This is a genomic window from Nostoc sp. (assembly GCF_036918015.1).
Lineage (GTDB): Bacteria > Cyanobacteriota > Cyanobacteriia > Cyanobacteriales > Nostocaceae > Nostoc.
On record NZ_JBALEO010000095.1, the window covers coordinates 1 to 14174 of the forward strand.

General features: G+C 40.1%; 14 protein-coding genes. 10 read left to right on the forward strand and 4 right to left on the reverse strand.

What is annotated here, in order from left to right:
* Nucleotides 1–143: 143 nt before the first annotated feature.
* From V7K61_RS30045 to V7K61_RS30055, 3 genes are all read left to right on the forward strand, one after another.
* Nucleotides 144–1154 (forward strand): hypothetical protein, encoded by a 1011-nt coding sequence (locus V7K61_RS30045; protein WP_335059273.1) that lies wholly within the window; start codon nucleotides 144–146, stop codon nucleotides 1152–1154.
* Between the two features lie 457 nt (nucleotides 1155–1611).
* Nucleotides 1612–2688 (forward strand): ParM/StbA family protein, encoded by a 1077-nt coding sequence (locus V7K61_RS30050; protein WP_335059339.1) that lies wholly within the window; start codon nucleotides 1612–1614, stop codon nucleotides 2686–2688.
* Nucleotides 2689–2771: 83 nt separating this feature from the next.
* Nucleotides 2772–3719: an AbiJ-NTD4 domain-containing protein gene (locus V7K61_RS30055; RefSeq protein ID WP_335059275.1), complete on the forward strand. Its 948-nt coding sequence runs from the start codon at nucleotides 2772–2774 to the stop codon at nucleotides 3717–3719.
* A gap of 231 nt (nucleotides 3720–3950) precedes the next feature.
* Here V7K61_RS30055 and V7K61_RS30060 read toward each other — a convergent pair whose 3' ends face one another.
* Entirely contained in the window at nucleotides 3951–4586 is a 636-nt protein-coding gene (locus tag V7K61_RS30060; RefSeq protein ID WP_335059277.1) for a GUN4 domain-containing protein, read from the reverse strand.
* Nucleotides 4587–4751: 165 nt separating this feature from the next.
* Here V7K61_RS30060 and V7K61_RS30065 point away from each other — a divergent pair, with 165 nt between their 5' ends.
* The 3 genes from V7K61_RS30065 to V7K61_RS30075 all read left to right on the forward strand — a co-directional run bounded on the left by V7K61_RS30065 (nucleotide 4752) and on the right by V7K61_RS30075 (nucleotide 8795).
* Complete coding sequence (locus V7K61_RS30065) at nucleotides 4752–6239, forward strand: DEAD/DEAH box helicase (RefSeq protein WP_335059279.1); 1488 nt, start codon at nucleotides 4752–4754, stop codon at nucleotides 6237–6239.
* Nucleotides 6240–6260: 21 nt separating this feature from the next.
* Nucleotides 6261–7538, forward strand: a complete 1278-nt coding sequence (locus V7K61_RS30070; protein WP_335059282.1) for an RNA-guided endonuclease InsQ/TnpB family protein — start codon at nucleotides 6261–6263, stop codon at nucleotides 7536–7538.
* A gap of 324 nt (nucleotides 7539–7862) precedes the next feature.
* A complete protein-coding gene (locus tag V7K61_RS30075) occupies nucleotides 7863–8795 on the forward strand; it encodes a DUF1998 domain-containing protein (protein WP_335059284.1) in 933 nt (310 codons plus the stop codon).
* Between the two features lie 62 nt (nucleotides 8796–8857).
* On the opposite strand, the gene V7K61_RS30080 is transcribed toward V7K61_RS30075, so the two are convergent.
* The 3 genes from V7K61_RS30080 to V7K61_RS30090 are packed head-to-tail and all read right to left on the reverse strand — an operon-like array spanning nucleotide 8858 to nucleotide 9897.
* On the reverse strand, nucleotides 8858–9205 hold the full coding sequence (locus V7K61_RS30080; RefSeq protein WP_335059286.1) for a hypothetical protein: 348 nt from the start codon (nucleotides 9203–9205) through the stop codon (nucleotides 8858–8860).
* Between the two features lie 6 nt (nucleotides 9206–9211).
* Nucleotides 9212–9574, reverse strand: coding sequence for a hypothetical protein (locus V7K61_RS30085; protein ID WP_322683997.1), 363 nt, complete (start codon nucleotides 9572–9574; stop codon nucleotides 9212–9214).
* A complete protein-coding gene (locus V7K61_RS30090; protein WP_292805476.1) occupies nucleotides 9571–9897 on the reverse strand; it encodes a DUF5674 family protein in 327 nt (108 codons plus the stop codon). Before V7K61_RS30090 ends, V7K61_RS30085 begins: the two co-directional genes overlap by 4 nt.
* Nucleotides 9898–10090: 193 nt before the next feature.
* Between V7K61_RS30090 and V7K61_RS30095 the strand changes: the two genes are divergently transcribed.
* The 4 genes from V7K61_RS30095 (at nucleotide 10091) to V7K61_RS30110 (ending at nucleotide 14155) form a co-directional block, all read left to right on the forward strand.
* Nucleotides 10091–10792: a hypothetical protein gene (locus tag V7K61_RS30095; protein WP_335059288.1), complete on the forward strand. Its 702-nt coding sequence runs from the start codon at nucleotides 10091–10093 to the stop codon at nucleotides 10790–10792.
* A gap of 187 nt (nucleotides 10793–10979) precedes the next feature.
* Nucleotides 10980–11699: a peptidase E gene (locus V7K61_RS30100; RefSeq protein WP_335059290.1), complete on the forward strand. Its 720-nt coding sequence runs from the start codon at nucleotides 10980–10982 to the stop codon at nucleotides 11697–11699.
* A gap of 685 nt (nucleotides 11700–12384) precedes the next feature.
* Nucleotides 12385–13815: a hypothetical protein gene (locus V7K61_RS30105; protein WP_335059292.1), complete on the forward strand. Its 1431-nt coding sequence runs from the start codon at nucleotides 12385–12387 to the stop codon at nucleotides 13813–13815.
* 10 nt (nucleotides 13816–13825) lie between these two features.
* Nucleotides 13826–14155 (forward strand): XisI protein, encoded by a 330-nt coding sequence (locus V7K61_RS30110; RefSeq protein ID WP_335059294.1) that lies wholly within the window; start codon nucleotides 13826–13828, stop codon nucleotides 14153–14155.
* Nucleotides 14156–14174 lie beyond the last annotated feature (19 nt).

Consider the following 14174-nt stretch of genomic DNA (forward strand, 5'->3'; position numbering starts at 1 on the left):
TCTTCCGTTACTGGGGTGCTTGTGATTACAGGCATCCCTTTATTTTTTGCCCACCCTCTCACTTACTGATCGCTCACCTTTAGTCTAAAGTCCAGGTATTAGCAAATTTCAAAGAATAAACTAGATACGAAAGGTAATCACTCATGTCTGACGATTCCCATCCTAATTCTGCTGTCAACGCTGCTGCTACAACCAACATTCACCACGCTAATTTACAGGATTTACCTTTAAGTGCGGCGCGTAGATTATATAAAGGTGGGATTCGACCTGGTGAACCGACAAGAAGCAGGGTGCAAGCCCAAGAAATGTTAGAGAAGATTCCCCCATCTCAACGCGCAGGTGTTGACGGCAAATCTGCGGCTAGTAATGCCGAACAATATCTATCTGATAAACACGCTAGTCATATCAAACCCCACAGCAAAGGAGGGTCTAATAACCCCAACAATATCAAATGGGAGAATGCCAAAGACAACATCACTCGTGGTAATAAAACCATGAGTTGGCAGGAACAAATGAGACTGAATGCCAAATTGCAGTTTGACAATCTCGCAGGTGCTGTTAAAGCAGGTTTTCAAGCTGCACCTTTGGGGGCTGCTGTTGGTGCAGTAACAGCCGCACCTTTTTCGCTTCTAACTAATGCACTGCGTGTAGTCCGAGGCGAAATTTCTGCACAAGAAGCGACTACAGCAACATTAAAAGATACCGTCATGGGTGGTGCAGTTGGGGGTGCAACGGCATTTGCAACTACAGCAGTAGTAGCAGCTTGTCCACCAATTGCGATCGCATTAACTACAGTAGCACCTGCATTAGCTGTTGTTGGTGCTGCGGGTATGGTTTACGAGTTTTTCAAAATCCTTGATGACCATAAACAGGATGTAAGAGTATATTTCGAGTCTTTAACTCAGCAAGAACTAGCGAATTTGCAAGCAATTGAAGATGAACTGATTTATGAACATCAGAAAAATCTAGAATTTTTGTCCGAAGCAGAAGCCATTAATCAAGAAATTACAAATCGTCCAATTGCACCGGGGATAGAAGGGGCTATGCAACGGTTACGTGAATCAGTGGCTATTGCTCAATCTTTAGGACTCACATCAGCAGATAGTAAGTTGTTGCCTAATTCTCAACTTCCTTGCCTTCCTCCTCATTCCTAGATAATTAGTCAAAAATTATATGATTTTTATAATTCCTCTTCTATTCGGTGCTTTAGGGGCGGCGGTTGGTGCTGTTGCAGGTGCTTTTACTGCTCATGCTACTGGCGAAAAGGACAGACAAGCAGCCAAGCATCACAGACAAGTTGCAAATGAATTAACGGACAAATACGCCAATTTAGAGAAGAAATATTATGAATTTGCTGATGAAAGCAAAAGACAGATTAATGATTTAACTCGTCAACACGCATTAAATGAAGTAGAAAAAGACTGTTTGCGTTTGGCAGTGCGATTGCAACAAAATCTCATTACCTTAATGTGGGAGATTGATAGAGAATCAACAGCAGATGCTTTAAATAGATTTCAAATAGCAGTGGAACAAACTAACCAAGTTCTCTACCAATTAAAAGAGGAGTTAATTATTGTTCCTGATGACTACTATGCACGTCTTTTAAAAGCAATAGCAGCAACTAAACAAATCAACACTGTAAAACCCAACGATGTTGACAATAAAACTATTCTCAGTGTTGATTTAGGCAGAACCAGCACAAAGACTTGTGTGAGCCGCGAACCTAATAATGTGGTGTTTATTCCTGCGAATGTGAAGCAAATCTCATTTGAACAAATTCGTGGGGGTCTTTTTGAACCTAAAGCTACTGACCCCTTAATGGATTTGTGGATGGAACATCAAGGTAGTGGTTATGCTGTTGGTCAATTAGCATCTGACTTTGGTGCAAATCTCTGTGTTGGACAATCTAAGCTTGAATCTGCATTGATAAAAGTTTTGGCAAGTGCTGCCTATTTTAAACTTAAAGATGAAATATCCGTAGTGATAGGTTTACCTTTCTGTTCCTTAAAACAATTTGAGATAGAGAAAGCACAGTTAATCAGTATGATTGCTGGTCCCCATATAATAAACTTCCGTGGTCAATCCGTATGTTTGAATATTTCTAAGATATGGGTAATGCCGGAAGGTTATGGTAGTTGGCTCTGGACTGAAGCTCAACCTAGAAAGCGTCCAAATGTTCCTGATTTGACAAAAATTCCCGTGGCTATTGTTGATATTGGTTATCAAAATATTAATATGATTATGATAGATAACTTCCGGTTTGTTAGAGATGCTTCTAAGAGTGAAGACTTTGGTATGAACCAGTTTTATGAGATGATTGCGGCAGAAATAGAAGGCGCTGATAGTCAATCATTAGAACTGATTTCTGCTGTAAACAAACCCAAAAAAGAACGCTTCTACCGTCCCAAAGTATCTAGTAAAACTACCAATCTAGATGATTTGATTCCTAACTGGATTGAGTATTTTTCACGGAAATATTACTCTCGTGTGCTGGCTTGGTTGCCAGAGCGTGTTACTGATGTAATTCTCACTGGTGGCGGTGGTGAATTCTTCTGGGAAGATTTGCAACGTCTGCTAAAAGAAGCTAAGATCAATGCCTATTTAGCTGCACCTTCTCGCCAAGCTAATGCTTTAGGGCAGTATATTTACGGGGAATATCAATTAGGGAGAGGCTCAATTATACGCTGATCGCGTTTTTTGATAGAGGCTTTAAAGTATCCTCATTAGTGTTAGATTACTAACTAAGTAAACCTTGTACTGCTTCTAACTTTATGACTTTTTCAAACCGATATGATTATAATCCCATTCAGTGGAAAGAACTAATTCTTGAAGATGCACCTGAATGGCTACGTTTAGATTACATCAACCGATTGTTAAATGGACTTACTTATGTAGATCGTGACTCTAGACCTGAATTTCAAACTCGTGATCTTATTCCTCTTGGAATTAAAGATTTACATGAAAAACTTTGTATTTTAACTCATGATGACACAGAACCAATCTACAACGATTCTTGGTATTGTTGGGAACACCTATGTTCACATCTTCGGACGTGTCAATGGAATCATTTTTATGATTTTATTGAACTTGTAGGAAAAGAAATAAAACAGCTAGAACAAAACTCTTACTACAAATCTAAAGATGAATGGATTAATATTTTTGGTTTTGAAGTTTATCGACAGAATTTAAATAATTTTTTTGTAGAACATCAAGTTGGTTGGAATCTTAATGAAGAAAGCAAATTAATACGTTTTGTATCTCAAGTTCTTACCAATAACATTGAGCAAGTTCAATTAGATTTAAAAACTACTTTTGAACCAGCAATAGCACATTATAAAAAAGCATATTTTTTTCTGACTCGGTATCCTTTTGATTCAGAAAACTCAATCAAGGAAATTGTCTCAGCAATTGAAAGCATTGTTAGACAAATTCACCCAAAAGAAAACACTTTAGGAAATGGAATAAAAAAAATGAACAAAGACGAAAGATGGTCTAAACAATTTCTAGACATAATGCAGAAAGTTTACGACTATGCCAATAGTGAACCTGGTGTAAGACATGGTGGAACTATTAGCCCTAATGTACAGAGAATAGATGCTGATTTTTGTTTTCATGCAGGAACTTCCATTATCAAATACTTGAGCGAATACTATTTATGTGAGATAAATATTGATATCGTTCTTAATAATTTAATAGAAGAAGTGCCTCCAATCGAGTAATAAGGTTGCGTGTCTACCAATGCTCTAAGGGATTCCAAAAAATAAATTATCCAAAGATTGTAGGGTGGTTTATGGTTTGTTACAGACTATCTTGCTGACACACCCTACAAATTGGAGATTTTTTATTTGCAATTCCCTAACTCTTGGAAATCCAGGTTTTTCTTCAAGAGTTACAGAACAGAAGGTGATACTGTTCAACCTCATTAATCCATTTAGGTTGTTGCTTCTAAATTATTTTCCACATTGAGCAACAATAGAGAAAAATGCCAGAAAACCCCAGTATGTTAGAAAAACGTTTTTATTTAGCTTGCATTCACCATTTTCATCTAACTCGTATTCATACCAATTGTCTTTTCTGCGTATTTTGAATCGCTCAAATAAATTACTTCTAAGACCGTCTGGCTCCCACTCATACCAATAAGGGAGATGTCCTCTTTTGGCACTATGTCTAAAATCTGGTTTAGAAACAATAATTCTTTCTGTTGGTTCTATAATGCTTAGTTCTCTCCAACCAACTTCAGCGAGAAATCTGTACAAAACATTTGGATTTCCTGCTTCAATATCGTTTTGTATACCTCCTGATTCTATATAAATTTCTTTTTGGACACTGAAACCAAAATGACCACTACTATGATTTACCCAAAGGTGGTCAATTTTACAAAATTCACAATCTGACGGGTTTTCAGTAGGTAGGATTTTTATTAAATCAGATGCAAAAAAACCTTCAATTCGATAATTTTGATTTATTATTTGATTAATCAATTTATTAGTTTCTTTATTAGCTTTTTCCCATTTTTTTCGTTTTAGCAGATATTCGAGTTTAGAATTTTTTATTAAAAAAAGGTTACTTGTATTTGGATTTTGCATATTTCCTTTGAAATCATAACAATCTTAATATTACTATTTTAAGTATAACCTAATAAATTAATTAAAAATTGAACAATAATTTGGGTTAAGAAATATTACTTTTTGGGATTTACTACTACTCCCCCAATGGGGGATTTTTTAGGGCAGTGAGCGAAAAACACCGCCATGAACACGCCCAATTATAATCCATTACTTCAGAGTTTTTGGACACCACCTCGTACACCCATTACAGAAAATTCCAACTCAAATAACCATCCTACTGAACCAACAGATATTGCTGAATTTCTAGGTGAAGATTTACTATGGCAACAGACTGTCCCTGCCAAAGAACCTAATCTGAAAAATATCCCTAATGACCTGCCAAATAAATTAATTAAAGCACTTCAATCATTAGGAATTACCCAACTTTACTCTCACCAACTTCAAGCCTTACAAGCAATTAGACAAGGTAAAAGTTTAATCCTCACCTCTCCCACAGCCAGTGGCAAAACTCTCAGCACATACCCCGCAATTCTGGAAGGTTGTATCAATCAAGAACATCGAGCATTAGCATTTTATGGACTAAGAGCATTGGCGCTAGACCAGTTCCACAAAATCTCTGAACTCCTCTCTACCATACCAACACAATCCAGACCTATACTGGCAATGATCACTGGAGATGTCAAATCAGAAAAACGAGAACAAATCCTCAAGAGTGAACCGCATATATTAGGTGTCACACCAGAATTAATCCACTTTCAACTCAAGCAAGCCTGGAAATCCGCGCATTGGGCAAACTTTTATCAGCGATTGCGCTACATATTAATTGACGAAGCTCACACCCTCTCAGGTAGCTATGGCGCAAATATGTCCTGGCTGATTCGTCGCATTAAACTAGCAGTAGATCATTACGGTGGTGACTCCAAGAAACTGCAATTTATCTTCCTGAGTGCCACTTGTGGTAATCCTAAACAACTGGCTCTGAAAATCTCAGGCTTAAAACCCACTAAACTCAACCCCAAACCCCTGATTTGGATTCGCAAAAGTGGAGCCGCTTCACCATCTAGACAAATAATTATCACTCAGCCCAGTTACAATCTGACTGGTGACACCGCTCGAATAATTCAATTTTTACTCAATCAAAATAAGTCAGGTATCGCCTTTTGTAACTCCCGTCGCAGCGTGCGGGAACTAACAGAATTACTCAAATCAAACCAAGTAGCCGCTTTCTACAGTGGCATAACTTCTGAGCGTCGGGCAGAAGTAGTTGACCAACTCCAGTCTGGTACGATCAAGTGGATTATTGCCACAGAAGCATTAGAAGCTGGAATTGACCTACCAGAATTAGAATGTTGCATTTTGCGTGGCTGGCCTGGTTCCAAAATGGCATACCAGCAACGCAGTGGCCGCGCCGGACGTTCTCAGTCTGGACTGACAGTGCTGCTTCCCAATGCTCTCAATCCCATTGACTGCTATGTTGCAGAACATCCAGAAATGCTGGTATCGCCAGAAGCTGAGGAAGTGTTCTTTAATGACGAATATCCCATCTTTGCTGCTAAACATTTGATGTGTGCAGCAGCAGAAACTGGTATTTTACAACTTCACTCAACTTCTAGTCAAATATGGTCAAGAATAGTCACTTATTCATTATTGAAGAAAAGTGGTAAGATTTAGCAATTGAGGCAGCAATTTATTATGCGACAAGTTGAGAAGCATGTTATTAAAAGAGGTGATGCTTGGTTTGATTATTGCTTTCTTATAACTACAATTTCCCGCCAGCTTTACAACACGGCTCAATTCACTCAACGCCAAGGATTCTTCTTTGGTTGGAGTACACAATCTCAAGCCAAACTAGACTTACTATTTAAACAAGACGAAAATTACAAAGCACTTCCCGCTAAAGTTGCACAACTTGTATTAAAACAAAATGCTGATGCTTGGTTTGCTTACTACAAAGCATTAAAAGAATACAAGTTAGAGCCAAATAAATTCACGGGTCAACCAAAACCGCCAGGATATGTTGACGAGAAAAATCTAGTCAAGTTTAACAATCAAGCTATTGCTAAAAGAGAATTTAACAACGGGTGGGTTGTACCTTCAAAGTCGCCAATCAGGATTCCAGTAAAACCAGGACTCAGGTTTGATGATTTGTGCGAAGTTCGCATTATCCCAAAAACCGGATGCTTTGTGATTGAGGTAGTTTACGAATTAGCAGAAAATAGCCACCTTTTCTGTAGCCTAAATCCGCAACTAGCAGCAGCAATTGATATCGGATTAGATAACCTAGCAACCATTGTATTTAATGACCCAACAATTCAGCCAATTGCCGTAAATGGTAAACCATTAAAATCAGTTAACCAATTCTACAACAAACAGATTGCCAAGTATAGAGGATTTATCAAAGTTGGGACTTCCCGTCGAATTGCAAACATAGTTCGCAATCGCCACAATTTTGTGGATTCGTATTTGCATCAATCTACAAAAATGATTGTGGATGAATTTCTGCGTCTAGGTGTAACTCACGTATCAATAGGTAAAAACGAGCAATGGAAAACACATCTTAATTTAGGTAAGCGAACCAACCAAAGTTTTACTCAAATACCCCATGCTAAATTTATCGAAATGCTGACTTATAAACTCCAACGAGTCGGCATTACCGTTGTGGTAAACGAAGAAAGCTATACTAGCCGCGCTTCGTTTATTGATTGGGACAATATCCCAACTTTCGACCCCAGCCCCAAGATAAATCACACCTTTTCAGGAAGGCGCGTCAAAAGAGCCTGGTACGTCAGTAAGGATGGTTTGAAGATTCATGCCGATGTCAATGGTGCATTTAACATCGGCAGAAAAAGTAATCCCAAAGGGTTCGATTGTCTCAATTCGCATCTTCGGGATAGGGGATGTTTGGTAGTACATCCAAGGCGTATAACTCCATTGTTCCGGCGCGAACGTGCTAAAAATGGAGTTGCTTAAACCTAAGTTGCAAGTGTCTGACTATATTTGACTATGTGATTTAGAACTATTCCTACTAATAAAATAAAGCACTACTTTGGCACAGCCGCTTACGAGGTAGCAAAACTCCTGTTAGCCCAAGGGCATCTAAATAAAGGTCGTAATGGACTCTGGGCAAAAGGCTATCCCCATAAAGATGTTAACTTTCGGGGTGGCTTATCCCAAACTACCATCAAGCTAGTAGATGCAGAATCAGGGGAAGAACTAGAGGAAATCTCAGAAGATATTGCTCACCGGGAAGTCCATCCCCAAGCCATCTACAAACGACAAGATGTCAATGGACGAATGCTGACTTATCAGTGCATCTCCCTTGACTTGAACAGCAAGCAAGCAATATTAAAACAGACAGCAGATAGCCCACTGTTTACAGTTGCAGTTACAGAGTCAGAAACCAGCAGCCTAACAGTGCTGACAGATCCGGTGAAGTTACCATTGCTGTTTTCTCAAGTCAGTGAAGTTGATGACTGTCAGGAATACTTAACCCTGTCACTTAGTTTTGGTGAGGTTAAGCACATTACCAGTGGTTACAGTTTAATGACCCAAATCTATGAGCAGACTTGTTTGAACAAGCGGTGTCTTAACTACAAAGAACTGCTACCTAAAGAACGTCGTTGTCCGCTTTGTAGCAAACTCACACGCAAAGCTGTAATTGTGAAAACCCTGTCAGAAGAAAAGTTTGAGCAGCCTTTCCGTACTCAATTTTCAGCACCAATGGTCAAAGTAGCGATTAACTCAAGTGCGCGGGAATACCTCCAGCACAATGCCTTGGAAACTAGAACCAATTTAACCCGCAGTGGAGAACCGATTCCCCCTGGCTATCAACAGTTATGGGAATATTCCAGTCCCTTGATTGCTATCCACAGCTTTGGGCATCAAATTATGAGAGCGTTACAGCTGGTGGCTAGAGTTGACCTAAAACAGGTGAATTTTACAGTAGTGAAGGAGTTAGGGGAAAATAACAATTACACAGGCTATTTCTATGATACCAGTGATGGTGGGAATGGTGCGGCTGAGGCTGTGTTTAAACATCTGCCAAAACTTGCTGGTGCTGCTAGAGCGATCGCACGAGATTGTAATTGTGATACTGGCTGTGCCAAGTGCCTAATTCAACATGGTTGCCCTGATGGAAACACTGCTTTATTAAAGCAAATGGGATTACTGTTGTTAAATGCGATGACCTCCGGTCGGTCGGAGACCATCGCCTCCGACAAAATGTAGCCCATCGCTACACCTGATGTTTGACATGATCATCGTCGTAGACATCGCTCAACTTCCAGATTTTATTGTCCCAGATACTCTATCACTGCCTCCAAGTCTGCAATCGCCCCATTAAATCGATTGAGCATTGCTTCTGCTACTTCTGGTTGGGCGTTGACAGTCGGTAGTTTTTCCCTCACCACACCTTTGAGTGCTTCTAGCCACAGCGACAAATTTGTATGTCGAACTGCTGTCAACAATCCCATGTTGGTGAGAACAGACAAATGAAACCCAAGTTGGTCTTGTCCACCGTAACCCAAATATCCGTTACTCAGTTCTAGTTTTTCTGGAGTAAACTCAAAATACTGGTCAGAGGTAATACCAGATCCTTCGAGTTTGGGTTGTGGTAATGGAGGTTGGGATTGAGTCATTATCAATTAGGATTGTTGTACAGCAGGTAATTTTGACATTTGCAAAACACTGTCTGACCAAGTGCCAAGTTCTTGAATAATCTGGTTTTTAGCATCTGTGTCATTCCAAGCTTGTTCCCAGTTAAACAGCCAGCGTGTAAGAAACCTTCCTAAATTTGCTAACTCAAAAGCATTGTCAATATCTATATCTGGGGCTATCCACTCAAGAAAATACATAGTCTCTCTAATCAGGCTTTTGACCACATCCTCATGTGTAGACTCACTGAAAATTTGACTTATCCGTGCTAAATTAGTTGCCAATTTTTCCAATCTAACAGGAATACTATCTTGCACAAAGGTTTCTTGCTCATAAGTTAAGCCACTATTCATCCCAGAAACTCCATAATAATTGCGGCAACCTGTTCTCTAATCTTAACGTCCATAATTTCCATTGAACGATTCTGTCGGGGACGGAGATTAACCATAGACTCATAGATTATCTGTTGTGTATCAGGTCTGAAACTAGCAGCCCAAATATCACTCTGCTTACTACCATCTTCTAGCAACGCCTGTTCACAGTAAAAGTGCATTTCACCTCCCCCAGCCAGAATCCGATGCTCAATATCCACCGCTACCTTAATATAAAACTTTAACTCTTGTAGCATCTGTTCAATTTGCTCCGGTGTAGCACGAACTCTAATAATCTCAATCAAAAAAATTACTCCTATTAAACATACGCTTGCCCTGGCTATCTTGCCTAATTACATCAGCCTTCAACTATCAACATTAAAACCCAATTGGTGCGTAGCTTTGTAACTAAATTTTCTACTTCCTGCAACTGGACTTCCTGCAACCCACAATACGCTGTATATCTGTATTGAAGCATGATTAATCGAAGTAATTAATTTGCAGCTTACCGCTGCATGGGAGAGATGTTATATTCTCTCCACCATGCCAGTAATTAATCTTGCCGATATTCAACAAATTACTAAAACACAACAACAAGTCCTATTTCCCAGTCAAAAATATCATCCAAATCGCTCTGCCTTTGACTCTATAGTTGCAGATAACTTCTCTTTGGTGATGAAACAACTATTTTTAGGACTGACTGTAGAACCTTTATTAAATGCCTATCCTCAAATTGCTCAGTGGGTTGATCAAATACAGGAACTTGCCCCGGAAATTTTTCAATCTCGGAAAAAGTTATTAGTCGATAATCCAGTTATTGCACCTCTTGCAATTAATGACGACAAGCACTTTATTCAAGTATTAACAAATATAGCATTTAAACAAGGTATTCCCAGGCTTTATGAATGGGCTATACGCCATCCTCATTTAAGCTGGCAAGATCGGGTGAAGCTATGGACTACGGCTAGACAATACTCAGTTATTCCTAACCAAATACAAATCGTAATTTTAGCATTACATCCTGTGAAACCAGCCCAAAGATTAGATGTACGCTGGAATAAAAAGGATCAGATGCAGACTGAAAAATGGTTAATTAAACTACTGACTCAATCTCCAGATAACAAATCACAATCAAATATAGTCATTCCTGAGTTATCGTCAATGGTCAATTTAGAAGTTATTCCAGAAGTCAAGATTTAAGAGGCTAATGCCTCTGCCATTGGCAATTGAATGGGATTTTAGGCAGATGAGTACAGGCTTTCTGCTGGAAAAAATACTGAAATTTTCTGCCTAATTCCCCTGTCAAGGAGTAATATGTCTCTGACTACGACTGTTATCCAACGCTATTAGTTAAGATTTGGTGTTAAGTTATCTTAATTGAGTCTGTATGGTTTCAAAGTTGATCGCAATTGGTGGTGGCGGTTTCCTAATGGAGACAGAGGATCTTCTGGATCAGTACTGTCTAAACTGCACGGGTAAAACCGATCCCAAGGTCTGCTTTATTCCTACTGCTAGTGGCGATTCGGAAGACTTCCTCTCACGTTTCTACACAGCATTTGCTAAGTACTCCTGCAAACCATCACATCTTGCGTTCTTTCGTCAACCGCGATCAGGTGCAATCCCATTAGTTGATGTTGAACAACATCTGTTGAATCAAGATTTGATTTATGTGGGTGGGGGAAATACTCGTGCAATGCTTGCAGTATGGCGAGAGTGGAATATCGACGAGATTTTGAGAAAGGCTTGGCGATCTGGCATCTTACTAGCTGGGATGAGTGCTGGTGCGATTTGTTGGTTTGAATATGGTGGAAGTGACTCAACTTGGGTTGGTAAGCTGAGTCCGTTGCAAGGTTTGGGGCTAATTCGAGGTAGTTGCACACCACACTACGATGGTGAATTCAACCGAAGATATGATTTTCATCAGCTAGTTAAAAACGGCGAACTGCCTCCTGGTGTTGGAATTGATGACGGAGCAGCAGTGCTGTTTGAAGGGCAACAGATTGTCGAAGTCGTTACTTCAAAACCAGCAGCAAAAGCGTATCAAGTGAAACTGGAGGAAGATGGACAAATCATTGAAGAATCTCTGGAGACCAGGTGTCTAGGCTAATCGCCGTATAACAATTCGCTTGGAGCGGATTATTGAAATATCTTGGTGCATTGCAAAGGCAATTTGTAACCGCTCAAGCGCATCGTTATAGCTGAATTTCCACATTTTAGGACTCCTGCCGCACCCAGCAGAACTCCCACAGATAGAGCATTCCAATTCGAGTCAGCGATCGCATGCTCCAAAAAAAAATCTCAATTCATCCCGCAAAGGGAGCAACGCCGGATTCCTATTTAATTTTTGAAAAGCTGAGAAAATCGAAGCCTTGCATAATAGAGATTAAAACCTCAGTATACTTAGTAAGATTTAAGTCAGATTCCTATAGCTATTTTCTAATCTAGAACTTAAAATAGTCGTTAATACTGTTTGCGGGACTTTGGTGCGACTTCCGAACCTAGCCTGTAACGCTATCCTAGCTTGTCGTGTCGTCATTCCCCGAACAGTACCCCCAAGGAAAAGGGTGTTGGGGATAGGGGGTAGGGTGTAGGGGAAGAAGTGATGCAATATTCTTCACGAATGGCACGCTTGATAAGCGTAAATCCCTGGTATTCCTGTGTTTTGGGTGTAGGGTGTGGGGAATTAAGAATGTGTTGAACTGCTTGACGTACTCGCATTTAATTGTCTTAAACACTACACCCCACACCCAACCCCCCACACCCTACACCCCATACTCTGTTTTCGGTCAACAATGGACATTAATCGGGCGAACCAGCATCAGCAGGTGGCAAGGGAAGATTTAGTCATGTTTATTAATGCCTGCCTCTCCTGCACAGGACAGCGTGAATTCTATGGTGATGGTTATGGGCAGCGCGTATCTATTGACTTTTTGCACGACTATATTTTAGGTAATTACCGCTTACTCTATACCCGGACATTGGCAGCAGGAATTAACCACTTCAACCAAGCGCAGATTATCCTCAAATTACTAGCAACAGGAAAACATACACCCCCTGAACATCGACAAGAAGAAGGTGCATTAATTGCCGCAGCATTAACAGCCTTACCACCACAACGAGGTTGGGAAGTATTGCAACAATTGCGGAAAAGAAGTATCAATAATCGTCGTAGCAGAGCGATCGCTCGTGATTATCTCCAGCAAAAACGTGACATCAACTTTGATGCTGTGAAGTATCGCTCTAAATTTCGAGCTATAGCCTCCCATGCTCACCTCACCCTACCAGGGGAATTAGGTAATTTTCTCTTTGGTAAATGGAAACAGCAAATTTATCAAACAGAATTATTCGAGACATTTCGCCAAGCACACTATAGCGCTCAAGCAGTTTATCAACTACCCTTTACAGTTGCCGAAGGTTTAGCAGCGAAACATGGAATTAAACGAGAGGTCTTTTTATCCCGTATTCAAGAGCAAATGACCTTGAATGAAAAATTACGCTTTCAAGGTTCAGCCAACCGCACAGAAGTAGAAATCGACATTAATTTAGGTCGTCTCCCCCTAACTCGTTTGGCACTGTATATCCTATCTTTGCCATTGGATACTCGCAAACAGCAGTGGGATATCTTAAACCAAGCATTAGAGAAATCTGCTGTCTTCACATTAAGAAAATCACCCCTAAAACTAGGACGAGTAGCCGCAGTTCTAGATTGCAGCTACTCTAGTTCCGGTTCAGCCGAAAAACATCGTCGTCCTCTAGGGGTAGCCTTAGCTACTCATTACTTACTAAAAGCAGCATCCCAGAAATACCAAGCTTTTTGGACAGCATCAACCAGCGATCCACTGCTGATTCTACCTCGTGGACAAACAGACCTAGCTACTCCCCTACTGGATGCTTTGGACTGGGGCGCAGATTTAATAGTACTTGTAACCGATGGTTGGGAAAACGATCCCCCTAGAGGAGCATCGGAAATTCTACGTGTATATCGCGATCGTTTAGACCCGAAACAAAAAACTTCCATTATTCATTGCAATCCTGTTTACAATGCCGATGACTTTTCTTTACATCCCTTGAGTCCCACAATCCCCACAGTAGGATTACGAGATGCAGAAGATTTACCTACGATGTTGGGCTTTGCCCGGTTTGCTGAAGGTTCTGCATCTTTAGCTAAATTAGAATCATATTTAGCAGAGCGAGTTAAGCAAATGTTAGGGTGTAGGCTGTAAGGTGTATCGAATGGAAAAACTAGCCAGATATCGCCAAATTGTGCGCGAATTATTAATCGCCCATGCCACCCCAAACGAACCAAATATTGAATGTCAACTCATTTTTGATACAGAACACGATCACTATCAAATTCTAGATATTGGTTGGCAAGAGTTTAATCGTATTTATGCCTGTTACATTCATTTAGACATTAAAGATAATAAAATTTGGATTCAGCACAACATGACAGAAGCCGATATTGCTCAAGAGCTAGTGGAAAGAGGAGTTCCAGCTTCAGATATTGTTTTAGGCTTGCATCCCCCATACAAACGTCCTTATACCAAATACGGTGTTGCTTAAAGTTAATAAAAATAGACAC